The following is a 25,050-nucleotide window of genomic DNA, read 5'->3' on the forward strand; positions in this document are numbered from 1 at the left end:
TCACAATCTATGGAAAAGCCGCCGAATTGCTCCGGCGGCTTTTTATTTCGACGATTTCGCTGATTAAGCAGCGAGATCGCGCAGAACGGTCTGCAGAATGCCACCATTCTTCATGTAGTCGAGCTCGTCCAGCGTATCGATACGGCAGATGAGCGGAACCTTCTTCACCGTGCCATCGGCATAGGTGATGGAAGCTTCAACCTTCTGGCGCGGGCGTACATCGGCAAGGCCTTCGATGGAGACGATTTCGTCGCCCTTCAGACCGAGCGTCTGCCAGCTTGTGCCTTCCTCGAAGACGAAAGGCACAATGCCCATGCCAACGAGGTTGGAGCGGTGAATACGCTCAAACGACTGCGCAATCACTGCCTTGACGCCAAGCAGGTTAGTACCCTTTGCAGCCCAGTCACGCGACGAGCCATTGCCATATTCGACGCCTGCGAAGACGACGAGTGGAACACCTTCTGCCTTGTACTGCATGGCAGCATCATAGATCGAGGTTTCTTCCTTCGACGGGTAGTGGATGGTGTAGCCGCCTTCACGACCGTTTTCGCCCAGCATGTGGTTGCGAATACGGATGTTGGCGAAGGTGCCGCGCATCATCACTTCATGGTTGCCGCGACGTGTGCCGTACTGGTTGAAGTCAGCAACGCCTACGCCGTGGTCGATAAGGTACTTGCCAGCAGGCGACTGTGCCTTGATCGAACCGGCAGGTGAGATGTGGTCAGTCGTGATCTTGTCGCCGAAGAGGCCGAGAACGCGCGCGCCCTTGACGTCTGCAATCGTGCCAGCGGACTTGCCCATGCCCACAAAGTAAGGCGGGTTCTGCACATAGGTCGAGTTGTCGTCCCATGCATAGGTCTGGCCAGCAGGAACCTGCACGGCCTGCCAGTTTTCGTCGCCCTTGAACACATCCGCATATTTCTCCGAGAAGACTTTGCGGGTGACATTCTTGGCGATGAATTCCTGGATTTCAGCCGATGAAGGCCAGATGTCACGCAGGAACACCGGATTACCGTTCTGATCTTCGCCAAGTGGCTCCTTGGTCAGGTCTTTGGTGACCGTGCCAGCAAGCGCATGAGCAACAACCAAAGGCGGCGAAGCCAGATAGTTTGCCTGAACGTCAGGGGAAACACGACCTTCAAAGTTACGGTTGCCGGAAAGAACGGCTGCCGCAATCAGACCCTTTTCGTTGATGGTCTTGGAGATCGGAGCAGGCAATGGACCGGAGTTACCGATACAGGTCGTGCAACCGAAACCAACGAGGTTGAAGCCGAGTGCATCGAGATCCTTCTGGAGACCAGCGGATTCAAGATAAGCGGCAACCACCTGGGAACCAGGAGCGAGCGAGGTCTTCACCCAAGGCTTGGTCTTTAGACCCTTGGCGACTGCGTTGCGTGCCAGAAGACCGGCAGCAATCAGAACGCTTGGGTTCGATGTGTTGGTGCACGATGTGATAGCGGCAATTGCCACATCGCCATGACCAAGATCATAGTCTTCGCCTTCAACGGCATAACGCGTGGTCTGACCGGTGGTCTTCTTGTATTCGGTTTCAAGCGAAGTTGCGAAACCCGATCCGATGTTTTCCAGCGCAATGCGGCCTTCAGGACGCTTTGGACCAGCCATCGATGGCACAACGTCACCCATATCGAGTTCAAGAATATCGGTGAAGACGGGGTCTTCGGAACCCTTTTCACGCCACATGCCCTGCGCACGCGAATAGGCTTCAACAAGCGCGAGCCGGTCTTCTGCGCGACCGGTCGTGTTCATATAGTTGAGCGTTTCCTTGTCGATCGGGAAGAAGCCGCAGGTTGCGCCATATTCCGGACCCATGTTCGCAATGGTCGCGCGATCAGCCAGCGTCATGTTTTCGAGGCCTTCGCCGAAGAACTCGACGAACTTGCCGACAACGCCCTTCTTGCGCAGCATCTGCGTGACGGTGAGCACGAGATCTGTTGCGGTCACGCCTTCTTTGACCTTGCCGGTCAGGCGGAAGCCGATGACTTCCGGCAGCAGCATGGAAACCGGCTGGCCGAGCATCGCAGCTTCCGCTTCGATGCCGCCAACACCCCAGCCAAGAACGCCAAGGCCATTGACCATGGTGGTGTGGGAATCGGTGCCGACGCAGGTGTCAGGATAAGCAACGGTCACGCCGTCCTCTTCCTTGGTCCAAACGGCCTGTGCCAGATATTCGAGGTTCACCTGATGGCAGATGCCTGTGCCCGGAGGAACGACGCGGAAGTTCTTGAATGCCTGCTGGCCCCATTTCAGGAAGCGGTAGCGTTCGCCATTGCGCTGATATTCAAGATCCACATTGGCCTTGAATGCGCTTGGATTGCCGAACTCATCGACGATGACTGAGTGGTCGATGACAAGATCGACAGGAACCAGCGGATTGATCTTTTCCGGATCACCGCCGAGCGCCTTGAGGCCATCGCGCATAGCTGCAAGGTCAACAACGGCTGGAACGCCGGTGAAGTCCTGCATCAGCACGCGGGCAGGGCGGTAAGCAATTTCTGCACCTGCCGATCCGCGATCTGTGAGCCATGCGGCAACAGCTTCGATATCCGACTTCTTGACGGAGCGGTCATCTTCAAAGCGAAGCAGGTTCTCAAGCAGAACCTTCATGGAAAATGGAAGCTTGGAAATGCCCGCCAAGCCGTTCTTTTCGGCTTCGGTCAGGCTGTAATAGACATAGTCCTTACCGTTGACGGTAAGCGTTTTGCGGCTTTTGAAACTATCAATGTTAGACACTTTAGTTCGTCCTCATGCTGCTGGCCGGAAAACCAGGACGAACGCCTAGGCTAGCGTTTCAAGGACGCGCCAAGGTGCGGGTGCAGTCATTTCCGCTGTCCGCCCCGACACCTGTGCTCCTACAAACAACAGGCAATTCAGATCGGCCAAAATTTGTTTCCACACCGACCGCTGGCATGGTAGCTCTGATATAGTGAGTTTATTAAAACGATTCCAGACAGATTATCGTGAACCTGATCCCTTGCGGCAAAATGTTGCGATATCCCGTTTGGCTTTTGCCAAATGTGGTAAGGAGAGAATATGCGGCTTGGGGCCGAAAATCTGGCGGGCGAGCGCGGCGGCGAGACGATCTTTGCAGGTCTTTCATTTGAAGTATTGTCCGGCGAAGCGCTGATTGTCACTGGCCCGAACGGCTCCGGAAAGTCCACTTTGCTGCGCATTATCTGCGGTCTGCTTGCCCCTGAAGCTGGTAAGGTCGAGCTGTCGGAAGACAGAGCCGCGTTGCCCGTTCGAGCAGCCTGCCATTATCTCGGCCATCAGAATGCAATGAAGCCCGCTTTAAGCGTGCGTGAGAACCTTTTGTTCTGGCAGAAATTCAACGGTTCAGCACGATTTGACATTGATGAAGCGCTGGAAGCCGTTGATCTGCCGGGCGTTGAACATTTGCCGTTTGGCTATCTCTCGACGGGACAAAAGCGCCGCGTTTCCATTGCCAAGCTGCTGATCAGCTACCGTCCACTCTGGATTGTTGATGAACCGACCGCTGGTCTCGACAAGGCATCTGAATCTCGCTTTGCAGAACTCATGCGCGATCATATGCGGGACGGCGGTATGGTGATTGCCGCAACGCATATTCCGCTCGGCCTCGAAGGCGTGCGGACGCTCGACATGGCGCAATATTCGCACGAGGTCGTGTGATGCTGGCACTGTTTCTGCGAGATTTGCGTCTGAGTTTCCGTGCCGGCGGCGGCGCGCTGATCGGTATTCTGTTCTTTCTGGCAGTCATTTCAGTGATGCCATTTGGCGTCGGTCCCGATCTCAATCTGCTGGCGCGCATTGGGCCCGCCATGCTGTGGATCGGCGCTTTGCTGGCAACACTTCTCGGCCTCGACCGGCTGTTTCAGGCGGACCGTGAAGATGGCTCGCTTGATCTGCTGCTGATCGGCGCAGACCGCCATATGCTGGCTTTTACAGTGTTTGTGAAATGCGTCGCTCATTGGGTCGCGAGTGTTCTGCCGCTGGTCATTGCCTCGCCGATGCTTGGGCTTTTCATGAATATGGATACGACGGCAACCGCTGCAACAGCGCTCACACTTCTGGTCGGAACCCCCGCAATTGCCTTTATCGGCGCTGTCGGCGCTGCACTTGCTGTGGCTTTGCCGCGGGGCGGCCTGCTGGTTTCGGTGATCGTGCTGCCGCTGACCATTCCAGTGCTGATTTTCGGCGTATCTGCTTCTTATGGCGCGACTGATATGGTGGCGCCTTTCTTTGCACCGTTTCTTATTCTCTGCGCATTGACTTTGTTTTTTGCAGTTTTGGGGCCGATCGCTGCGGCGGCTGTTCTTAAAACGTCGGCGGATTGACGCAGTTGATTACGGTCAATTGAACGCCCTATCGGGTCGGGTTAAATAAAGGTCATGACGAAAGACATCGTGAAAACCACAAGCTGGCTCGATCTGGCAAATCCCACGCGCTTCCTCGCTTTCGCGGGCAAGGTTTTGCCGTGGCTTGGCGGCCTGTCTGCGCTCATTCTGGCAGCCGGCCTTTATATGGTTTTCCTGTCGCCGGATGATTATCAGCAGGGACTGACTGTCCGTATCATGTATATCCATGTGCCTTTCGCATGGCTTTCCATGATGTGTTATTCGATCATGGCAATTTCGGCGCTGGGCACGCTGGTCTGGCGTCATCCGCTGGCCGATGTTTCGATCCGCGCTGCGGCTCCCTTGGGCGCGGTGTTCACAGCACTTGCACTTTCAACCGGTTCGCTCTGGGGCAAGCCGATGTGGGGCACATGGTGGGTGTGGGACGCGCGTCTGACCTCCGTCTTCGTGCTCTTCCTGATGTATCTTGGCATTATCGCGCTGTCGCGTGCAATGGATGATCCGGCCAAAAGCGCCAAGCCTGTGGCGGTGCTCACACTGGTCGGCTTCATCAATATTCCTATCATCAAATTCTCGGTCGACTGGTGGAACACATTGCATCAGCCAGCATCCGTCTTCCGTATGGATGGCCCGACGATTGACGGCTCCATGCTTCGTCCGCTTTTCGTGATGGCCATCGGCTTCACACTGATGTTTCTGGCGCTTCACATGATGGCGATGCGCAATGAAATCTGGCGTCGCCGGGTGGCTTCGATGAAAAAGCTTGCAGCCCGCAATGTGGATCGCAATCGCGCCAAACAAGCTGGGGAGCGTGCATAATGGGCAATCATCTAGGGTTTGTTCTGGCATCTTATGGCATTACGGTTGTGGCACTTGCTGTCACCATCGGCTGGATATTGATTGATCAGCGTATCCAGAAAAATGAGCTGAAACGGCTTGAGGCGCAGGGTGTGCGTCGCCGTTCTGCCAAAGCATCCGGTTCTGCGAAATGACTGAGACAACGCAAAAGCAACCCGCATCCAAGAAACGTTCAACCTGGGTGGCATTGCTGCCGCTGCTGATCTTCGTGGCACTGGCTGCGGTTTTTGCTGTGCAGCTTTTGTCGGGCAAGGATAGCTCGACCATCCCGTCGGCACTTATTGGCAAGGATGCACCGCAAACCAGTCTGCCAGCCGTTGAAGGTTTGACACGCGACGGCGCGCCTGTTCCGGGGCTCAACAGCGAAGATTTCAAGGGCAAGCTTACACTGGTCAATGTGTGGGGATCGTGGTGCGTTCCTTGTCGTCAGGAGCATCCGCTGCTGATGGAAATCGCCAAGGATGAGCGCATTCGCGTGGTTGGCCTTAATTACAAGGACCAGCCCGAAAACGCCCGCCGTTTCTTGGGCGATCTCGGTAATCCGTTTGCTGCCGTCGGCGCCGACCGTGCCGGACGCTCAGCCATTGAATGGGGCGTCTATGGCGTGCCTGAAACCTTCCTCGTCGATAAAGACGGCAAGATTGTCTACAAGCATGTCGGGCCGTTTACGCCGGAATCTGTGAAGAACGATCTGATGCCAGCGGTGGCCAAAGCACTGCAATAATAAAAGTCTATAAAATGGAAAAAGCCCCGCATGTGCGGGGCTTTTGCTTTTTTAGTTCAATCAATCAGGCAGTTTCCGCACTGCGCCCTTGGCAGCACTGGTTGCCATGGAAGCATAAGCCTTTAGCGCAGTTGAAACCTTGCGCTTGCGCTCTTCAAGCGGCTTCCAGCCTGTTTCATTCTGCTCGGCGCGGCGTTCTGCCAGCGTTGCATCATCAACAGCCAGATGAATCTTGCGGTTTGGAATGTCGATATCGATGATATCGCCCTCACGCACCAGACCGATTGTGCCGCCTTCGGCTGCTTCCGGCGAAACGTGACCGATCGAAAGGCCCGAAGAGCCGCCCGAGAAACGTCCGTCGGTGATCAGCGCGCAAGCCTTACCCAGACCCTTCGACTTGAGGTAACTGGTCGGATAGAGCATTTCCTGCATACCCGGACCGCCGCGCGGGCCTTCATAGCGGATCAGCACAATGTCGCCAGCCTTGATCTTGCCGTTCAGGATGCCGAGCACGGCTGAATCCTGGCTTTCGAAGATGCGGGCAGGGCCGGAGAATTTCAGAATGGAATCATCCACGCCTGCGGTCTTCACGATGCAGCCATCTTCCGCGAGATTGCCGTAAAGTACCGCCAGACCACCATCCAGACTGAATGCATGTTCCTTGGAACGGATGACGCCCTTTTCACGGTCGGCATCGACGCTGTCAAAGCGGCGTTCCTGAGAAAAGGCAACCTGTGTCGGCACGCCGCCCGGCGCCGCCGAATAGAACTTGTGCACCATTTCGCTATTGGTACGGGTGACGTCCCAATGATCAAGCGCCTTGCCCATGGTTTCGCTATGCACGGTCGGCAGATCGGTATTGATTAGGCCTGCCTTGTCGAGCTGACCCAGAATACCCATGATGCCGCCCGCGCGATGCACATCTTCCATGTGAACCGTGTTGTTGGCGGGTGCGACCTTGCAGAGAACCGGCACGCGACGCGACAGGCGGTCGATATCGGCCATGGTAAAGTCGATTTCTGCTTCCTGTGCGGCTGCAAGCAGATGCAGAACCGTATTGGTCGAGCCGCCCATGGCAATGTCGAGCGTCATGGCGTTTTCAAAGGCCGGGAAGCTCGCAATCGAGCGCGGCAATACGCTTTCATCGTTCTGCTCATAATAACGGCGAGCAAGATCGACAACCAGATGACCGGCTTCAACGAAGAGGCGTTTGCGGTCGGCATGGGTTGCAAGCGTCGAACCATTGCCCGGCAGCGACAGGCCAAGCGCTTCGGTGAGGCAGTTCATCGAGTTTGCGGTGAACATGCCCGAGCACGAACCACAGGTCGGGCATGCAGAGCGTTCAATCGCCTTAACCTGATCGTCGGTGTAGCTGTCGTCGGCGGCTGCGACCATTGCGTCAACGAGGTCGAGTTTCTTGACCTGGTCGTCCCAGATAACCTTGCCGGCTTCCATAGGACCACCGGAAACGAACACGACCGGGATATTGAGGCGCAGAGCAGCCATCAGCATACCGGGAGTGATCTTGTCGCAGTTGGAAATGCAGACCATCGCATCCGCGCAATGGGCATTGACCATGTATTCCACCGAGTCGGAGATCAGTTCACGCGATGGCAGCGAATAGAGCATCCCGTCATGGCCCATCGCGATGCCGTCATCGACCGCAATGGTGTTGAATTCCTTGGCAACGCCGCCCGCACTTTCGATTTCGCGCGCGACGAGCTGGCCGAGGTCTTTCAGATGCACATGGCCGGGAACGAACTGCGTGAACGAGTTCACCACAGCAATAATCGGCTTGCCAAAATCCTCATCTTTCATGCCGGTGGCGCGCCATAGGCCGCGCGCGCCAGCCATATTGCGGCCGTGGGTGGTAGTACGCGAACGATAAGGAGGCATTTTCAAACCTTTTAGGAACTGTTCTAACTTTGATGCCGGTATGACAGAATCATTTCCGCAGAGCAAAGCGCAAATTGCCCCAGAGACTGCACTGGCGCACTATTTTAAAAGGCACGTTGCATTCCACGGAAGGTTCAGGCGTGCAACAGCAATTGCAGGCACCGACGCCGATAATCTAACATATCGTTGATATAATGCAAAAGATTTAAAGCTTTAAACGTAAGGAAATTTCTCAAAGCTCATTTGTCGCAGAAGCCATGGCGCTATCGAGAAGCGCATTGGCTGTCTTCATACGCTGTTCTGCGGCCAGACGAAACTCTTCCGGCAGACGATCGGGATGATTGCTGGCTGCAAAGCTGCGACGCAGTCGCTGTAGCTCGGCGCGTTTCATCCCCGGTTTAAGATCGAGTTCACTGCGAATTGATGCGGGAGATTGGTTCTTCATGCGCTCGGCCAAATCGCGTTTCACATTCTCCGCTTCATCATCGACTTCATTTGTGTCGAAAGAAGGAAAGGTTGTTTGAGTAGCGGGTCCGGAACTTGCAATCGGGCTGAAGCCTGCTGAGAAAACCGCCGAAGCAAGGCCGATATGCGGGCGTTGTGTTTGCTCGTCGCTGTCGCCACCCGCTTCAGCTTCTTTCAGCACTGTTGCAAAATCGGGAAAGTTTTGGCGCATCAAACCTGCTGCACAATTTCAGACGATAGTGCCGTTGCTAGAGCTCGTGTCAGCACATAGGGCGGAACCGGCTTTTGAAATACCGGAACTTCCGGGTATCGAGCCGCCAGATGTGCAGGTAGACCGCCGCCAGTATGAATAACCACGAAGATATTCTGACTTTTCAAGCGGTCTAAAATGGGTTCCAGATCACCGTCAGCAAGGTTCACGTCGAGGATTGCAGCATCGACTGGCTGCTTGCTGATGAGGTCTATGGCTTGTCTTACTGTGCCGACGGGGCCGACAACGGTTCCGTTGGCATCTTCTACAGTCGCGGCCACGTCGAGGGCGACGAAAATTTCGTCCTCCACGACCAGTACCTTTCTCTGCTCAAGATTATCCATCGTCTTTCCAGTGTCGCTTTCGATTTAATCTTACATGAGGCCCATTTGCGCGGGCTATCACAGAGTCAATGCGCAAGGACACAGGGAGGTTCCCTGAGAGAATAGGATACTAGACTAATGGTGAATCAAATCTTTACTTCGCTGAAGTCTCAAGGCGAAGTTTCAAAGGGTTGATCCTGCCTCGCCTCGTCAATTTTTAGAAAGCGGTGAAGGTGAGGGTGGTCAGAGAGCGCACGATGTTTGGAATGTTCAAAACGTTCTCATTGATGAATTTGCCGATATCGTCGCCTTCTTTGACGTAGATTTTGGCCAGAAGATCGAACTCACCGCTCGTCGAATAGAGTTCCGATACGATCTCACGCTGATAGAGCGTATCCGCAACTTCATAGGTCTTGCCAGGGGCACATTGCAGTTGCAGGAAAACGGGCTTCATATTTCTTCCTTTCGCCACCAGTTGCCCGGCGGACAAGTAACTGGATTGCCGGTCGCGTTTGCTGGTTTCAAGCACGGCCACTGGAGTTAAATCAAGTGCATTTCACACAAGTCCCTGCCGTTTCACAATCAGCACTAATTTACTGAATTGTGTTTTTAATAGAGGAAGGCGATAAGACTCCCTAAAAGTTGAAATAAGATAATCATTAGATGCTCTATGTACTGCCCGCCGTTCTGCTCCTGTTTTCACTGGCCTTCGTAATCGTTTGGGCCATCGATCAACTGCGCAGTTATCTTTTATGGTGTGCTCTCTGCTTCTTCTGCATCGGCATTGCCATGCTTGCCCAGCTTGTCGATATACCTGCAGATGATGGGCAGAATACAATGCTTACCGCCACAATATATGTGCTGGGGGCTTTTGCTGGTGGACAGGGCATACTCCGCAGGTCAGGCCTTCGCTTGCCTGTCTGGTTTGGCCTTGTCAGTCTTGCGCTTATCTTTGGCGGGATCGTTTTCTTCCTTTATCCCTATCCGAGCTTGCTTGGTCGGGTTTACGTCCTGAACTTCGGCTTAGCCTGTATGATCCTGGCCTATGTCTGGTATCTGCGCGGGCTTGTGCGCGGTTCGCAGGCCGACAAACTGATCCTCGGTATGTTGTTTCTGGTGGCGATACATATTTTCGTGCGAACGTCACTCACTGCACATTCCATCGTCGGAAATGACACGGAAGTCGATTTTGCCTACACGCCGTTCTGGCAGTGGACGGTATTTTCTACCGCTGTTGCCTCCGTGATTGCAGGACTTGTGCTTTTTGCCGCCGCCGGTGCCGATCGATTCAGCGAGCTTGTTCATGAGCGGGACAGCGATCCATTAACCGGTCTGCTGAACCGGCGCGGTCTCGAAACCCGTATGAGCGCTTTAGGGCGTCACGATCTTTCGGGTTGGATCGTCGCTTGCGATATCGACTATTTCAAAACGATCAATGACGTTTATGGCCATGCAACGGGTGACGTTGTTCTGAAAGAGTTCGCAGAAATCCTTCAAGCACATTCCAGAGCGCGCAATCTGACGGCGCGCATAGGCGGGGAGGAGTTCATCATCTTCATCGATGATATGCCCGCCGATGAAGCCTTTGCTTTGGTTGAACATATTCGGGAGGGCGTGAAGACACGCGAATTTTCGCGGCTGGCCAAAGGTGCGAATATTAGCTGTAGTTTCGGGGTGGTGCGGCTCAACAGCAAGGATGATTTCTGGCAGGCCGTGGAGCGTGCTGACAAGGTCCTTTACACCGCCAAGGAAGCGGGACGCGATCGTACCTTGTTTGAAGAGACAGGGGCGTGATCTGTTCAACTCGTTCTTATGGGGACGAAGGTCGATAAAATTGCCGTGATGGTCGACAAGATGGCCCAAAGAATGTGTTAGTAAGCCTTGCTATTGAAACTATTGCGAAGCGAGTTATCCAGAATCCAATGAAATTTCAGCTCAATCCTGTCGTCGCCCGCCTTTTGTCACTGGTCACCATGTCGGTTGCTGTTTCATTGAGTGCCCCCTCAATGGCCATGACTGCACTTGAAAAGGCCCAGCTTGAAAAGCTCGATCCTGCAACGCGCCTTGAACAGCGCTGCGATGTCGAGGCGATGGAACAAATCAGCCGGGACGAGCGTAAGCTTTCCGTTGATAAGGTTTTGGCCTACGCTTTTTCTGATCCAGAAGTTTCAAATAATACGATCAAAGCAGGCGGAGCTGCTTTTCGCAGTCGCGAGCACTGGTATAAGCTTGCCTTCGTTTGTAAAACCGATGATGAGCACATCAATGTCGTTTCATTCGACTATGATATTGGTGACGAGGTTCCGCAGGATCAGTGGGACAAGCATTATCTCGTCCCCTGATTAATATCGCCCATTTAGCGGAACATTTATTCCTCACTATCGTCGGCGCGGCAGGCTGAAAGCAGCGTCACTTCTTTGGCGGTATGATCTGCCTCAAGGTGACTAAGTACAGCCTGACCGTCTTTTTCAGCCCAGCGATAGCTGTCCTGCTCGTCCAGAGCGACATATTTCTTGAGACTTTCGTGCCATTGCAGGGCGACCATTTTTCCCTCAGCATCCAGCACAGCAAAAGCCGGAAGATCACCTGTTTTGATATAGGTTACAGGCACGACGACGCCGCGTTCACATATATAATCGATACGTTCCACGGTTTTCTGTTCAACGGTTTCAGCATGGGCAGGGAGGATTTGGGCGAGGGCTGCAACGCTCAGTGATGTCAGCAAAACAGACGTTTTATATTTCATTGTCATCGACCTCTTTCAGTTTTTTGGAACCGTTATGCGGATCAACCGCGGCGAAGATTTGTTGGTTTTAATTCACTAATAAAATCCCACTTAAAAACCGAATATTTTTGAAAAGCGATGCAACGAAATTCAACTTCGCCCGTTCTTACCCTGCTGGTCGTTAGATCGGCCGGGGCCCGGAGTAAATTTGCCCCCGCAATCCCAATCCGGGTCCCACCCTATTGAGGGTGAATGTTGATATGAGAACTGGGATCTCTTCAATCACCACATTGATAATTATTACCTCTGCTCCAGCTTATGGAGATGAGCGCTAGAATTTTATTCCTCGTAATTCGTTAGGATTGCTTAGAATTTCCGAACTGCTTTCAAATAAGAGAAACGTTGTGGCATCCTGTGAGCAAAAACCTCTGATACTGTTTCATCAATAGAACGCGGAGAGGTGGCCCTGAACATGTCGAAGAACCTATCGAAATTTTCATTTGCACTTGCGGCGTTTGTGGCGACGGCAACGCTCGCAGGTGGCATCCAGACAAGTCATGCTGATCAGACACTGTTGAATGTGTCCTATGATCCAACGCGTGAGCTTTATAAAGATTATAATGCAGCTTTCGCAAAGCACTGGAAAGAGGAAACGGGTGAGACCGTCACCATCCGCGCTTCGCACGGTGGGTCGGGCAAGCAGGCGCGCTCGGTGATCGATGGCGTGAAGGCTGACGTTGTCACGCTTGCGCTTGAAAGCGATATCGATGCAATCGTCGAGCATACGGGCAAGATCGACAAGGAATGGCGCAAGCGCCTGCCTGATAATTCCTCGCCTTACACATCAACAATCGTCTTCCTCGTTCGCAAGGGTAATCCGAAGGCGATCAAGGACTGGGGCGATCTCGTCAAGGATGGCGTCGAGGTCATCACTCCGAACCCCAAGACATCAGGCGGTGCGCGCTGGAATTATCTCGCGGCCTGGGCCTGGGCTCACAAGCAATATGGCGGTGATGAAGCCAAGATAAAGGAATATATCGGCGAACTTTTCCGCCATGTTCCGGTGCTTGATACGGGCGCGCGCGGCTCAACCACGACATTCGTACAGCGTCAGCTCGGTGATGTGCTGCTGGCTTGGGAAAACGAAGCCTATCTTTCGATTGCTGAGTTTGGCGACGATGCTTTCGATATCGTCGTCCCACCACAGTCCATTCTTGCCGAGCCACCAGTCGCTCTCGTTGACAAGAACGCAGACGACAACGGCACCCGCAAAGTTGCTGAAGCCTATCTCGAATATCTCTATTCGCCAGAAGGACAGGCCATCGCAGCCAAGCATTTTTATCGTCCGTCCAAGCCTGATGTCATTCCCGCTGACCAGAAGCGCGAATTCCCTCAGTTGCAGCTTGTGACGATTGATGATCCAATCTTTGGCGGTTGGGCCAAGGCACAGCCTTATCATTTCGGTGACGGAGGCACTTTCGACCAGATCTACAAGCCTGCAAAATAATCCAGTTAGGACGCAGCCATCCGACAAATCAATAAAAGGGAACAAATATTGATGTCTTCGCGCCCTGCGCCGGTCAGAGCAGGGTGGCATTTTAGAAAACCGAGTGTCATTCCGGGCTTCGGACTGACACTCGGTTTTAGTGTCGCCTATTTGACCCTTCTCATTCTTATCCCGCTGGCAGCTCTGGTTCTGCGCTCGACAGATGTCGGCTTTGCAGGTTTCTGGCGTATCATTACCGATGAACGCACGATCAGAGCTCTTGAAACGAGCTTTGGCACTGCTTTCATTGCCGCTCTCATCAATGTTGTATTTGGTGTGATCCTGGCATGGGTTCTGGTGCGTTATCGCTTCCCGGGGCGGCGGTTTATCGACGCGATTGTCGATATTCCTTTCGCTCTGCCCACAGCTGTCGCCGGCATCGCGCTTGCCTCGATCTACGCGCCAAATGGATGGATCGGCAGTCTGCTTGCACCTTTCAATATTCGGATCGCGTTTTCGCGCGCCGGCATCGTGGTGGCGCTGATTTTTATAGGCCTCCCGTTTGTGGTGCGCACTGTTCAGCCGATCATGGAGGAAATCAGCCGTGAGGTTGAGGAGGCCGCTGCAACATTGGGTGCATCACGCTTTCAGACAATCTGGCGTGTGCTTCTGCCCAGCTTGCAACCCGCGGTGCTGACCGGCTTTGCGCTCGCTTTTGCGCGTGGAGTTGGCGAATACGGTTCGGTGATCTTCATTGCGGGCAACACACCATATGTGTCTGAAATAGCGCCCTTGCTGATCGTTATCCGGCTTGAAGAATATGATTATGCCGGTGCCACCGCGCTTGCGACTGTGATGTTGGCGCTGTCGTTTGCCATGTTGCTGTTCATCAATCTGATCCAGTCCTGGACAAGAAGGAAGTACGGCCATGTCGAATAATGTGTCAGCTTCCACGCAAAGCGCCGTAACGGAAAGCCTGCCGACACGGATCTTGTTGATCGCGATCGCACTTGTATTTCTGGCGCTGTTTCTCATCTTGCCGGTGATAGCGGTTTTCGTCGAAGCTTTCCGCAAAGGCGCGGGCGAATATTTTGCAGCTTTGGTTGAACCGGATGCCTGGGCAGCTATCAAACTGACGCTGCTGGTCACTGTCATTGCGGTGCCGCTTAACCTCGTGTTCGGTGTTGCAGCAGCATGGGCCATCGCCAAGTTTGAGTTTAAAGGCAAGGCACTTCTCACCACGCTTATAGATCTGCCATTCTCAGTATCACCGGTTATTTCCGGTCTGGTTTTTGTGCTGTTGTTTGCAAGTCATAGCGTTCTGGGGCCTTGGCTCTCAAGTCATGGCATCGATATCCTGTTTGCAGTTCCCGGGATTGTTCTGGCAACGTTATTTGTGACGTTCCCATTCGTGGCCCGTGAGCTTATTCCGCTGATGCAGGAGCAGGGAAGCGGTGATGAGGAGGCCGCAATCTCGCTGGGAGCCAATGGATGGCAGACGTTCCGCTATGTTACCTTGCCCAATATCAAATGGGGCCTTCTCTATGGCGTTCTGCTTTGCAATGCGCGCGCGATGGGTGAGTTTGGCGCCGTGTCTGTGGTGTCTGGCCACATTCGTGGGCTCACAAACACAATGCCACTGCATGTCGAAATCCTTTATAACGAGTATAATTTCGTCGCGGCCTTTGCAGTTGCGTCTCTTTTGGCGTTGCTCGCCCTTGTCACCTTGGCGATCAAAGCTTTCCTTGAACTGCGTTACGGCGATGAACTTGCTGGCGGTAACGGGCACTAATAACCTATAGATGAGAATAAGCCGCCCAAGCTTTAGCTTAGCGTTGGCGGTAGGGGAAAGGATTGGGAATGGAAGTTCGTGTCGCCGGTGTGCGTAAAGAGTTTGCTCGCTTTCCGGCATTGCATAATGTGTCGCTGGACATCCGTTCGAGCGAGTTGATTGCTTTGCTTGGACCATCTGGCTCAGGCAAGACGACCTTGCTGCGCTTGATAGCCGGGCTGGAAAAGCCAACGGAAGGTGCAATTTATTTTGGTGAGGAAGACGCCTCGCACAAAAGTGTCCAGGAGCGCAACGTCGGCTTCGTGTTCCAGCACTATGCATTGTTTCGTCATATGACGGTCGCAGAGAATATTGGCTTTGGTCTGAAGGTTCGCCCAGGCAGCACGCGTCCGGCCAGCGCTGAAATCAGACGCCGCGCGCTCGAACTGCTTGATCTGGTGCAACTGAAGGGGCTTGAAAATCGCTATCCTTCGCAGCTTTCAGGCGGTCAGCGCCAGCGTGTTGCACTTGCACGCGCCATGGCAATCGAGCCAAAGGTTCTTCTTCTCGATGAACCATTCGGCGCTCTTGATGCACAGGTACGCAAAGAGCTGCGTCGTTGGTTGCGCGAAATTCATGACAAGACCGGTCACACGACCGTTTTTGTGACGCACGATCAGGATGAAGCGCTGGAATTGGCGGATCGTGTCGTGGTCATGAGTCAGGGACGAATCGAGCAGATCGGTACACCGGACGAGGTTTATGACACCCCTAATTCGCCCTTCGTCTATGGCTTTATCGGTGAATCCAGCACTCTTCCTGTCCGTGTCGAGAATGGTGAAGTTTGGCTCGCGGATCGCAATATCGGACTGACGGCGAATGGCGCTGCGGATGGTGAAGCGCAGCTTTTCTTCCGTCCCCATGATGTCGAACTGCTTGAGGGATGTGGTGGCTGTATTGCCGGAACGGTCATTGCAAGCCGCAGATCCGGCGGCAAACGGCGGGTAGAACTTGAGATCGGCGGCTCTCGCGAGCGTGTCGAGATTGAGATTCCTGCTGAACATCCGGCGGCAGAGAAAAGCCGCATCGCTTTCCGCCCTCGCTATTGGCAGGTTTTTGGAAACGAGGATGCTAAAAACGCCGCTGAACAAGCACCGGCTTTGGCAGAGTAAAATCTGTCGGTAGGGCTGGTTCAGTCCTGCACTATTATGAAGACATCCGCCTCTTTTCCGAGATGCGGATGTCTTTTTTCATTCAAGGGGCAGAAAAGTCCCGCAAGGCATTTTCGCAAACTATTACGCAGAGTAGTATTATTCTTATTTTCAGTATGTTAGGGTTGTAAAAGCCGGATATTTCATAACGCAACATTAATGTTCGGAAAGAATTGTGCGTTGCGATTTAAACGGTTTGAATATCAGCACAGCCCGTCGTCGCATTTTGGCCAAATGATATCGACATTCAGGGAACGAATTACGGATACTGTCGTTTTTCTGAATTGAAACTCTATTTAGTATTCACCCGCCGCATTCAACTCATTCCCTTCGGAAAGGCTGTTAAGGCACATGCCGGAATTGTCTTCTTCGCCGTCTAATTCGTCCATTGCCGATCGCAAGACCTCGGATCAGATTCCGCCCGAACAACCTTCTCCGATACGTGCTCTTTACAAAACAGAGGACGAGCTGCGCGAGCTTGCGGCATCCGTTGCGCGCGGAGATGAGCTGGCTTTGCCAGGCTATTTGCCTTTCGAATATGATGAGCGATTGTCTGAAAACGGTAAGCTGATCCTTCACGCCTACCGCTCTTCTGACGCTGCGTCTCGCGCGGGCGAGACCATCACGCCTGCTGCACAGTGGCTTCTCGACAACCACTATCAGATCGACAAAACCGTTCAGCAGACCCGCCGGGATTTGCCACGCAAATTTATCCGCCAATTGCCGACTTACGCAGCCATGAAGGACATGCCGCGTATTTTCGCGCTCGCCTGGCTTTACGTGGCGCATACGGACAGCAACTTTTCTCTTAAGTCTCTGACTGCGCTTGTGCAGGGTTTCCAGACCGTCGAGCCGCTGAAGATTGGTGAATTGTGGGCGCTGCCATCAGCTGTGCGCTATTTTCTGATTGAAAATGCGCGCCGTCTGGCGCTGCGCGTTGATCGCGCACGCAACATGCGCAATCTCGCTAACACTGCGGCCGACCGCATTGTGATTGCTGCAAATGAGGCAGAACTGGAAACGGTTCTTGCGCAGTACAATCAAGCCGCACGCGACAGTACCTTTGCCACGCATCTGCTTTATCGCCTGCGCAGCGCCTCAACCGATACGTCGGCAGCTTCAAGCTGGCTTGAACGTATTCTCGATCAGGAAGGCAGCAACGCAGAAGACGCCATCGTAGAAGAACATGCCCGCCAGTCCACTGGCGGCGTGACGATGGGCAATGTCATCACCAGCCTCAAGAGAATTGACGATATCGACTGGGAGACCTGGTTTGAAACCGTCAACGAGGTCGATGCGATCCTGCGCGATCATAGCGATTTCGAGCTGCTCGATTTCCGCTCGCGCAATGCGTATCGCGTGACGATTGAAAAGCTCGCTCGTTTCTCGAATATGAGCGAAATCGATATCACATGGGCCGCACTCAAGCTTGCAGAAGACAGCAAGGTTGGTGAGGCTCAGGCGGAAGGCAAAGGCTCGATTGCCTATTATCTTTCCGGCGACGGTCGAAAAGAGCTCGAACAGCTTTGCGGATATAAAGCGCCCTTTGGTGTGAAAGCCCTGCGTTGCTATCGCGGTCTTGGCTTGCTCGGTCTTTTCATTCCGACCGCCATCTTCACGATCCTGATCCTGACCATCGTCAATTACTGCATGATGAAGGCAGGTCTTTCTGCCGATCTGCGCACGCTGTTCACGCTGCTTGCGCTTTTCCCGGCAATGGACGCTTCCTATTCACTGTTCAACGCGCTTGTGCCGTGGTTCGTGCAGCCAACACGTCTGATCGGATTTGAATATAAGGAAGGCTTGCCAGCCGAAGCACGGACACTGGTTGCCGTGCCGACCTTGATCACGTCTCGAGATTCTATCGACGAGCAGATCCGCAATCTGGAAGTCCATTATCTGACCAATCCGCGCGGCGAGATCTATTTCTCGCTTGTCAGCGACTGGACGGATGCCAAGCAGGAAATCACGCCTGCGGACATGGAAATCTATGAATATGCGCGTGAAGAAATCGCCAAGCTCAACGAGCACTATACCGGCAATGACCAACCGCGTTTCTTCCTGCTTCACCGCCGCCGCCTTTATAATGATAAGCAGGGCTGCTGGATGGGCTGGGAGCGCAAGCGCGGTAAGCTGCATGAGCTGAATCTGCTGCTGCGCGGCGATCAGGATACAAGCTATTTCCCTGCCGATGCCCGCCTGCCAAAAGATATCAAATATGTGATGACGCTCGACGCTGATACGCGTCTGACGCCGGAATCCGTCACCCATCTTGTGGGCAAGCTCAGCCATCCGCTGAACCGCCCTGTTTTCGATGACAAGACTGGTCGCGTTGTTCGTGGTTATGGCATTTTACAGCCACGCGTTACGCCATCGCTGACCACTGGCGACGAAGCTTCGTTCCTGCAGCGCGTCTTCTCGGTCAATCGCGGTATAGATCCTTACGTCTTTGCCGTTTCTGACACCTATCAGGACTTGCTGGGCGAAGGCACATTCACCGGCAAGGGCCTTTACGATATCGATGCCTTTGAAGCAGCGCTGAAAGATCGCGTGGCTGAAAACACGCTGCTCAGCCACGACCTTCTCGAAGGCGGCTATGCGCGTGCAGCGCTCGTCAGCGATGTTGAAGTCGTTGAAGATTACCCGACCGGATACAATGTCGACGTATCGCGCCATCATCGTTGGGCGCGTGGTGACTGGCAGTTGCTGCCGTGGCTGTTCTCGGCAAGCCGCGGCGTCAGCACCATTACGCGCTGGAAGATGATCGACAATCTGCGTCGCTCGCTCAATCCGATCATGTGGCTGCTCGCTTCGGTGATTGGCTGGAGCATTCTGCCGCTTGGTGTGGCTGCCGTCTGGCAGGCCTTCCTGATCGTTAGCATGTTCGTGGCGCCGACTTTCGGTATCGTCACCAATCTCATTCCGTCGAATATGGACTATTCGCTGAAGGGCCATGCGCAATCGGTTCTGACTGATATCGCACTTGGCACGGCTGATGTCGCGCTGCGCACAACCTTCATCGCCCATTCGGCATTCCTTATGGCCGATGCAATCGTACGCACGATCTATCGTCTGTTCGTATCGCATCGCGATTTGCTTGAATGGAAAACAGCAGCCCAGGCAAAATCGTCGCCTGATACGCTCCTCTATTATTTCCAGCTTATGTGGCCTGCTATGGTCATCGCTGGCCTTGCGGTCTTTATCCCGCTCGGTGCCGACAGCCATGCAGCGCTGATTGCAGCACCGTTCGCTGTGATCTGGTTTGCCTCGCCACTGATTGCCTGGCTCGTCAGCCGCTCGGCCAAGCCGCAGGATACGCTGGAAGTGCTGTCTTCTGACAAGTCGGACCTGCGCCGCTATGCGCGCCGCACATGGCGCTACTTTGCGGAATTTGCGAATGATGAGAACAACCATCTGCCACCGGACAACTTCCAGGAAGACCCGGCACCTATTGTGGCGCAGCGCACCTCGCCAACCAATATCGGTGTCTATGTTCTGTCTGTTGTTGCTGCGCGCGATTTCGGCTGGATTGGCTTTGACGAAACGCTGAACCGCATTGAATCCACCGTCACCACGCTTGAAAAGATGGAGAAGTATCAGGGCCATCTCTACAACTGGTATGAAACAAATACGCTGACGCCGATGCGTCCGCTCTATGTTTCTGCGGTCGATAGCGGCAATCTTGCAGGCCATCTCGTGACACTATCTTCGGCATTGGAAGAATGGGCGGAAGCGCCGAGCGTTTATGTTCAGGGTGATCTCGATGGCATCCTCGATGTCAACGATATCCTTGAAGAAAGCATCGCGCAGATTCCGGATGATCGCCGAATCCTGCGTCCGCTTCGCCGTCGTCTGGAAGAGCGGATTGCCAATTTCCGCCGTGCGGTCCGCACGATCAAGGAAGAGCCGGAAACAGCATCTTTCCGCACAATCAATCTGTCGCTTTTTGCGACCGACATTGTGCGCCTGATGGAAGAACTCGACAGCGAGATCGAAACACCGGCAAGCGCCGAGGCCAAGGAATGGGCCAATATTCTGGTCGATACCTGCAAGGCGCATACCGACGATTCCGTTGGCGAACACAACACGGACGATCTGCGTGAACGTCTGCGCAATCTGGCAGGACGTTCGCGTCAGCTGGCGTTCGACATGCAGTTCGGCTTCCTTGAACGCAAAGAGCGTCGCCTTCTTTCTATCGGCTTCCGCGTGCAGGAAAACGAGCTGGACGAAAGCTGTTACGATCTTCTGGCTTCCGAAGCGCGTCTTGCCAGCTTGTTTGCAATTGCCAAGGGCGATGTGCCGGTCGAACATTGGTTCAAGCTCGGTCGCCTTCTGGTGCCAGTGGGCTGGAAGGGCGCTCTGCTCTCCTGGTCCGGCTCGATGTTTGAATATCTGATGCCGCCGCTGGTCATGTCCGAGCCGCTTGGCTCGCTGCTTGACCAGACCAACAAGCTCGTTGTGCAGCGCCAGATCGATTATGCCACCTCGCGCGGTCTGCCATGGGGTATCTCGGAAGCTGCCTTCAATGCGCGCGACGCGCATATGAATTACCAATATTCCAACTTTGGCGTGCCAAATCTGGGTCTTCAGCGCGGCCTGTCGCGTAATGCTGTTATCGCGCCTTATGCAAGCTTGCTTGCAGCGCAGTACCAGCCAGCAGCAGCAGTCGCGAATTTGAAGCGTCTGGCAAAGCTCGGTGCGCTTGGCCGCTATGGCTTCCACGATTCTGTAGACTTCACACCATCGCGCGTTCGCGAAGGCGAAACCTGCGCGGTCGTGAAAAACTACTATGCCCACCACCATGGCATGGCGATCATCGCGGTCAACAACGTGATTTTCGAAGGCCGTATGCGTGAGCGTTTCCATTCCGATCCGGTGATCGAAGCGGCAGAGCTTCTGCTGCAGGAAAAGGCACCACGCGAAATCCCGATGATCTACGCCAAGACGGAAAATCCGATGCGTGTGGATTCGGGCGGCTTCGACGATGCACCAATGCGCATCATCGATGTGCCTTTCAAGGCACCGCGCACAACGCATATGATGTCCAATGGCCAATATGCGCTGATGGTTACGGCCAACGGTTCCGGTTACAGCCGCTGGCATAATTGGGACATCACACGTTTCCACGCCGATGCGTCGGAAGACCTTCAGGGCAGCTTCCTGTTCCTGCGCGATATGGAAAGCGGCTACTGGTGGTCGGCGACCGGCGAACCAGTGCGCAATCCGGAAGAAGAAACCAAGACCGTCTTCACTGAAGACAAGGCCGAGTTCTACAAGACTGCCGGCGACTTCAAGACAGTTGTGGAAGTGATCGTGTCGTCGGAATCCGATGGTGAAGGCCGCAGGCTTGATATCATCAATACCTCTGCGCGTGATCGCGTCATTGAAGTGACGTCCTATTCCGAACTGGTGCTGACTGACAGCGACAGCGATGCCGCGCATCCAGCCTTCGCCAAGATGTTCGTCGAAACGGAAATCGCCGATAATGGCTCAACCATCTATGCAAAGCGTCGCAAGCGCGCGCCGTCCGATCCGGATATTCATGTCGCACATTTCGTTACCGATCTGTCCGGTTCGATCCGCGAAACGGAAGTAGAAACCGATCGTCGTGCATTCATCGGTCGCGGTCGTTCGCTGCGCGATGCAGCGGCCTTTGATGAAGGTGCAACTTTCACCGGCAGCCAGGGCTGTGTGCTTGATCCGATTGCATCGGTGCGCACGCGTGTCCGCGTTCCGGCTCATAAAAAGGTAAGCCTTGTTTTCTGGACCTTCGCAGGCGGTAGCCGCGATGCGGTGGAGCATGCTGTTGCAACTCATCGTCATCCGGAAACCTTCGTCCGCGAATACTCGCTGTCGTGGACGAGCTCGCAGGTGCAGCTCTACCATATCGGCATCAAGCCAGCGGAAGCAGCCGACTATCAGAAGGTTGCCGCCTATCTGCTCTACCCGGAGCGGACTATGCGTCAGCCGCCGGAAACTATTGCGGCAGGGCTTGGCAAACAATCCGACCTCTGGCCGATGTCGATCTCGGGTGATTATCCGATCTTTGCCTTGCGCATCGACAATGAAGCTGATCTCGACGTGCTTCGTGGCGTCTTGCGCGCGCAGGAATACTGGCGCAGCAAGGGTCTCACCGTGGATGTGGTGGCGGTAAACGAACGCGCCTTCTCCTATGCGCAGGATACCCAGCGCGCGATTGACTGGATCATCGAGGGCTTCCGTGCCCGCGGTGGCGGTCAGCCGCATATCTTTGCGGTTCGTCGCGATCAGATGAGCGAGGAAAGCTACAATACCCTGCTTGCTTCCGCTCGTATCGTCATGCACGCCCAGAACGGCTCGCTTGCCGAACAGCTTCGTCGCAGTGAAGAACTCACCGTCGATTTGGCTGCACGTAGCGACGCCAAGACACCGGCCACCGCACAGCAGGGTCTGGGTGCTGCCGGTCTCGCGCCTGTAACAATCGAACGAGGTACGGAAGAACGTCGTCTGGTGACGAAGCCAAAACCAGTCGCACGTCCGCTCCCAACCGGCGACGATCTCCAGTTCTGGAATGGTTATGGTGGTTTTGCTCAGGATGGCAGCTATGTGGTGCGCATCAACAATCGCACAACCACGCCGCATCCTTGGATCAACGTCATCGCCAATCCGAATTTCGGCTTCCATGTTTCGGCAGAAGGTTCGGCCTTCACATGGGCTGGCAACAGTCGCGATTATCAGCTCACCCCTTGGGCGAATGATCCGGTCACAAACCGTCCGGGTGAAGCGATCTATATTCTCGACCGCGAGACGGGACGCAGCTTTGCCCCAACGGCAAGCGTACTCCGTGACGAGGCTGTGACCTATGAAGCACGTCACAGCCACGGCTACAGCACTTTTGCGGCTCAACATGGCGAACTGGCAATCGAACTCACCCATATCGTCGATGCTGAAAAGCCTGTTCGTCTTTCACGCCTGACGATCACCAACAAGGGACGTTCGAAGCGCAAGCTGCGTGCCTATGGTTATGTCGAATGGGTGTTGGGCAATGCCCGCTCTAAGAATGTGCCGTTCATTGTGCCATCGCAGGATGAAGAACTGGGCGCGCTCTTTGCAGGCAATCCATATCATCCGGACAAGTCCGGTCAGGTGGCCTTCTTTGCGGCAACAGAAAAGCCGCAATCGGTAACGGCTGACCGTGGCGAGTTTATCGGCTCGACGGGCTCGGTCGACCGTCCTGAAATCGTGCTGGCTGGCAAGGCGCTTTCCAACACGGTTGAAGCTGGGCGTGATCCGTGTGCCGCTCTCGCTATCGATGTCGAAGTGGGACCGGGTGAAAGCCGCGAAGTGGTATTCCTGCTTGGCAATGCTGCCGATCAGCAGCAGGCAAAAGCTCTTGTCACGGAAAGCCGCAAGGCTTCGTTTGAAGAAAAGCTCGATGCTGCACGCACACATTGGGAAGGTCTCTTCAACCGCGTACAGGTCAAGACACCTGATCCGGCATTCGATCTCTTGATCAATGGCTGGTTGCCATATCAGGCGATTGCCTGCCGCATCTGGGCCCGTGCTGCATTCTATCAGGCCAGCGGTGCCTTCGGCTTCCGCGACCAGTTGCAGGATACGCTGTCGCTTCTGCTGATTGATCCTTCGCTGGCTCGTGCGCAGATCCTCAATGCCGCCTCGCGTCAGTTCCCGGAAGGTGATGTTCAGCATTGGTGGTTGCCAGCAACGGGTGCAGGTGTCCGCACGCTGATCTCCGACGATGTGGTCTGGCTCGGCTATGGCACCTCGCTTTATGTTCAAACGACTGGCGATCATGCAATTCTCGACGAAAAGCTGGCTTTCCTGAAGGGACGCACGCTTGAAGAGGGTGAACATGATGCATTCTTTGAGCCGGAGATTTCCGACCAAACTGTGAGCCTCTACGAGCATTGCGCGCTGGCGCTTGATCTTGCGATTGAGCGTACCGGCAAGCATGGCCTGCCACTGATCCTCGGTGGTGACTGGAACGACGGCATGAATCTTGTCGGCGTGAAGGGTGAGGGCGAAAGCGTATGGCTCGGCTGGTTCCTGGCCTACACATTGCGTCAGTTCATCCCGATTGCTGAATCCCGCAAGGATGCAAAGCGTGCAAAAGCATGGGCCGCGCATCTTGAAAGCCTGACCAAAGCGCTTGATCGCGATGGTTGGGACGGCGAATGGTATCGCCGTGGCTTCTTCGATAACGGCGCGCCGCTTGGCTCAAAAGACAGCGACGAATGCCAGATCGATGCGATTGCGCAGTCGTGGAGCGTGTTGTCTGGCGTTGCCGATCCAAAGCGTTCGGAACAGGCCATGGCTTCGCTCGAGAAATATCTGCTCGATGATCAGGGCGAATTGCTGCGTCTCTTCACGCCGCCTTTCGACAAGACGGTTCAGGAGCCGGGTTACATCAAGGGCTACCCGCCGGGCGTTCGTGAGAATGGCGGTCAATATACCCATGGTGCAACATGGGCCATTCTGGCGCTCGCCCGCATGGGTAAGGCCAAGGAAGCATGGCGCTTGTTCTCGCTGATCAGCCCGGTCAGTCATGGTCGCAATCCGGATGTCTATCGCGTTGAACCTTATGTGATCGCAGCCGACATCTACTCCGTCGAGCCGCGTCGCGGACAGGGTGGCTGGACATGGTACACGGGTTCTGCCGGCTGGTTCTATCGTGTTGCAACGGAAGGCATTCTCGGCGTCACCAAACGCGGCGACCGTCTGCATCTTGATCCGGCCCTGCCGCCGGAATGGGATGGCTATGAAGCGGAACTTCGTTTCGGCGAAGCAGTCTATCGCGTGAAGGTCGTAGCAGGTGCCAAAGACAAGGTAATCAAGCTCAATGGTCGCAAGGTGGGCAAGCCGGATGAAGGCGTGCCGATCAAGCCCGATGGTGAACACGACATCATAGTAGAGCTTCCCAAATCTGAATGAAGCATTTAAAAAGGCGGGTGAAAACCCGCCTTTCTTTTTGCTGCAGTCGCTTTGG

18 protein-coding genes are annotated in these 25,050 nt (G+C 54.5%); 12 read left to right on the forward strand and 6 right to left on the reverse strand.

Annotated features, from left to right (window positions below; all coding sequences use genetic code 11):
- Positions 1 to 63 precede the first annotated feature (63 nt).
- Complete coding sequence (acnA, locus tag CEV34_RS07860) at positions 64 to 2,751, reverse strand: aconitate hydratase AcnA (RefSeq protein ID WP_007873101.1); 2,688 nt, start codon at positions 2,749 to 2,751, stop codon at positions 64 to 66.
- A gap of 300 nt (positions 2,752 to 3,051) precedes the next feature.
- Here acnA and ccmA point away from each other — a divergent pair, with 300 nt between their 5' ends.
- The 5 genes from ccmA to CEV34_RS07885 are packed head-to-tail and all read left to right on the forward strand — an operon-like array spanning position 3,052 to position 5,937.
- A complete protein-coding gene (ccmA, locus tag CEV34_RS07865) occupies positions 3,052 to 3,669 on the forward strand; it encodes a heme ABC exporter ATP-binding protein CcmA (protein WP_007873104.1) in 618 nt (205 codons plus the stop codon).
- Positions 3,669 to 4,334, forward strand: a complete 666-nt coding sequence (gene ccmB, locus CEV34_RS07870) for a heme exporter protein CcmB (protein WP_007873106.1) — start codon at positions 3,669 to 3,671, stop codon at positions 4,332 to 4,334. Before ccmA ends, ccmB begins: the two co-directional genes overlap by 1 nt.
- A gap of 54 nt (positions 4,335 to 4,388) precedes the next feature.
- Positions 4,389 to 5,174: a heme ABC transporter permease gene (locus CEV34_RS07875; RefSeq protein ID WP_007873108.1), complete on the forward strand. Its 786-nt coding sequence runs from the start codon at positions 4,389 to 4,391 to the stop codon at positions 5,172 to 5,174.
- Complete coding sequence (gene ccmD, locus CEV34_RS07880) at positions 5,174 to 5,347, forward strand: heme exporter protein CcmD (RefSeq protein ID WP_007873110.1); 174 nt, start codon at positions 5,174 to 5,176, stop codon at positions 5,345 to 5,347. Before CEV34_RS07875 ends, ccmD begins: the two co-directional genes overlap by 1 nt.
- On the forward strand, positions 5,344 to 5,937 hold the full coding sequence (locus tag CEV34_RS07885; protein ID WP_007873112.1) for a DsbE family thiol:disulfide interchange protein: 594 nt from the start codon (positions 5,344 to 5,346) through the stop codon (positions 5,935 to 5,937). The genes ccmD and CEV34_RS07885 overlap by 4 nt, the downstream gene beginning before the upstream one ends.
- A gap of 60 nt (positions 5,938 to 5,997) precedes the next feature.
- On the opposite strand, the gene ilvD is transcribed toward CEV34_RS07885, so the two are convergent.
- From ilvD to CEV34_RS07905, 4 genes are all read right to left on the reverse strand, one after another.
- Positions 5,998 to 7,833, reverse strand: a complete 1,836-nt coding sequence (gene ilvD, locus CEV34_RS07890) for a dihydroxy-acid dehydratase (RefSeq protein ID WP_094543503.1) — start codon at positions 7,831 to 7,833, stop codon at positions 5,998 to 6,000.
- 232 nt (positions 7,834 to 8,065) lie between these two features.
- Entirely contained in the window at positions 8,066 to 8,509 is a 444-nt protein-coding gene (locus tag CEV34_RS07895; RefSeq protein ID WP_007873117.1) for a hypothetical protein, read from the reverse strand.
- Positions 8,509 to 8,892, reverse strand: a complete 384-nt coding sequence (locus CEV34_RS07900; RefSeq protein WP_007873120.1) for a response regulator — start codon at positions 8,890 to 8,892, stop codon at positions 8,509 to 8,511. Before CEV34_RS07900 ends, CEV34_RS07895 begins: the two co-directional genes overlap by 1 nt.
- Before the next feature lie 196 nt (positions 8,893 to 9,088).
- Entirely contained in the window at positions 9,089 to 9,325 is a 237-nt protein-coding gene (locus tag CEV34_RS07905; protein ID WP_007873124.1) for an Lrp/AsnC ligand binding domain-containing protein, read from the reverse strand.
- A gap of 209 nt (positions 9,326 to 9,534) precedes the next feature.
- On the opposite strand from CEV34_RS07905, the gene CEV34_RS07910 reads away from it, so the two are divergent.
- Complete coding sequence (locus tag CEV34_RS07910; RefSeq protein ID WP_007873127.1) at positions 9,535 to 10,665, forward strand: GGDEF domain-containing protein; 1,131 nt, start codon at positions 9,535 to 9,537, stop codon at positions 10,663 to 10,665.
- Positions 10,666 to 10,793: 128 nt separating this feature from the next.
- Positions 10,794 to 11,213, forward strand: coding sequence for a DUF930 domain-containing protein (locus CEV34_RS07915; protein WP_007873130.1), 420 nt, complete (start codon positions 10,794 to 10,796; stop codon positions 11,211 to 11,213).
- Positions 11,214 to 11,239: 26 nt separating this feature from the next.
- On the opposite strand, the gene CEV34_RS07920 is transcribed toward CEV34_RS07915, so the two are convergent.
- A complete protein-coding gene (locus CEV34_RS07920; protein WP_039859478.1) occupies positions 11,240 to 11,617 on the reverse strand; it encodes a hypothetical protein in 378 nt (125 codons plus the stop codon).
- Between the two features lie 451 nt (positions 11,618 to 12,068).
- Between CEV34_RS07920 and CEV34_RS07925 the strand changes: the two genes are divergently transcribed.
- The 5 genes from CEV34_RS07925 (at position 12,069) to CEV34_RS07945 (ending at position 24,995) form a co-directional block, all read left to right on the forward strand.
- On the forward strand, positions 12,069 to 13,103 hold the full coding sequence (locus CEV34_RS07925; protein WP_007873135.1) for a sulfate ABC transporter substrate-binding protein: 1,035 nt from the start codon (positions 12,069 to 12,071) through the stop codon (positions 13,101 to 13,103).
- Between the two features lie 51 nt (positions 13,104 to 13,154).
- Complete coding sequence (gene cysT / locus CEV34_RS07930; RefSeq protein ID WP_007873138.1) at positions 13,155 to 14,021, forward strand: sulfate ABC transporter permease subunit CysT; 867 nt, start codon at positions 13,155 to 13,157, stop codon at positions 14,019 to 14,021.
- Positions 14,011 to 14,874 carry a sulfate ABC transporter permease subunit CysW gene (gene cysW, locus CEV34_RS07935; protein WP_007873141.1) on the forward strand — a complete coding sequence of 288 codons (864 nt, stop codon included), beginning with the start codon at positions 14,011 to 14,013 and terminating at the stop codon, positions 14,872 to 14,874. Before cysT ends, cysW begins: the two co-directional genes overlap by 11 nt.
- Positions 14,875 to 14,942: 68 nt before the next feature.
- The gene (locus CEV34_RS07940; RefSeq protein WP_007873143.1) at positions 14,943 to 16,025 is read left to right on the forward strand and encodes a sulfate/molybdate ABC transporter ATP-binding protein; all 1,083 of its coding nucleotides are present in this window, start codon (positions 14,943 to 14,945) and stop codon (positions 16,023 to 16,025) included.
- A gap of 390 nt (positions 16,026 to 16,415) precedes the next feature.
- The gene (locus CEV34_RS07945) at positions 16,416 to 24,995 is read left to right on the forward strand and encodes a GH36-type glycosyl hydrolase domain-containing protein (RefSeq protein ID WP_007873145.1); all 8,580 of its coding nucleotides are present in this window, start codon (positions 16,416 to 16,418) and stop codon (positions 24,993 to 24,995) included.
- Positions 24,996 to 25,050: the final 55 nt, after the last annotated feature.

This window comes from Brucella pseudogrignonensis, assembly GCF_002252525.1.
In the GTDB taxonomy this organism is placed as follows: Bacteria; Pseudomonadota; Alphaproteobacteria; order Rhizobiales; family Rhizobiaceae; genus Brucella; species Brucella pseudogrignonensis.

Coding starts and splice junctions, on each gene's coding strand:
- CEV34_RS07875 (WP_007873108.1), top strand. CDS start 4,389: ATGACGAAAGACATCGTGAAAACCACAAGCTGGCTCGATCTGGCAAAT.
- CEV34_RS07915 (WP_007873130.1), top strand. CDS start 10,794: ATGAAATTTCAGCTCAATCCTGTCGTCGCCCGCCTTTTGTCACTGGTC.
- CEV34_RS07900 (WP_007873120.1), bottom strand. CDS start 8,892: ATGGATAATCTTGAGCAGAGAAAGGTACTGGTCGTGGAGGACGAAATT.
- CEV34_RS07925 (WP_007873135.1), top strand. CDS start 12,069: ATGTCGAAGAACCTATCGAAATTTTCATTTGCACTTGCGGCGTTTGTG.
- CEV34_RS07910 (WP_007873127.1), top strand. CDS start 9,535: ATGCTCTATGTACTGCCCGCCGTTCTGCTCCTGTTTTCACTGGCCTTC.
- cysT (WP_007873138.1), top strand. CDS start 13,155: ATGTCTTCGCGCCCTGCGCCGGTCAGAGCAGGGTGGCATTTTAGAAAA.
- cysW (WP_007873141.1), top strand. CDS start 14,011: ATGTCGAATAATGTGTCAGCTTCCACGCAAAGCGCCGTAACGGAAAGC.
- CEV34_RS07885 (WP_007873112.1), top strand. CDS start 5,344: ATGACTGAGACAACGCAAAAGCAACCCGCATCCAAGAAACGTTCAACC.
- ccmA (WP_007873104.1), top strand. CDS start 3,052: ATGCGGCTTGGGGCCGAAAATCTGGCGGGCGAGCGCGGCGGCGAGACG.
- ilvD (WP_094543503.1), bottom strand. CDS start 7,833: ATGCCTCCTTATCGTTCGCGTACTACCACCCACGGCCGCAATATGGCT.
- ccmD (WP_007873110.1), top strand. CDS start 5,174: ATGGGCAATCATCTAGGGTTTGTTCTGGCATCTTATGGCATTACGGTT.
- CEV34_RS07920 (WP_039859478.1), bottom strand. CDS start 11,617: ATGAAATATAAAACGTCTGTTTTGCTGACATCACTGAGCGTTGCAGCC.
- CEV34_RS07945 (WP_007873145.1), top strand. CDS start 16,416: ATGCCGGAATTGTCTTCTTCGCCGTCTAATTCGTCCATTGCCGATCGC.
- CEV34_RS07895 (WP_007873117.1), bottom strand. CDS start 8,509: ATGCGCCAAAACTTTCCCGATTTTGCAACAGTGCTGAAAGAAGCTGAA.
- ccmB (WP_007873106.1), top strand. CDS start 3,669: ATGCTGGCACTGTTTCTGCGAGATTTGCGTCTGAGTTTCCGTGCCGGC.
- CEV34_RS07940 (WP_007873143.1), top strand. CDS start 14,943: ATGGAAGTTCGTGTCGCCGGTGTGCGTAAAGAGTTTGCTCGCTTTCCG.
- CEV34_RS07905 (WP_007873124.1), bottom strand. CDS start 9,325: ATGAAGCCCGTTTTCCTGCAACTGCAATGTGCCCCTGGCAAGACCTAT.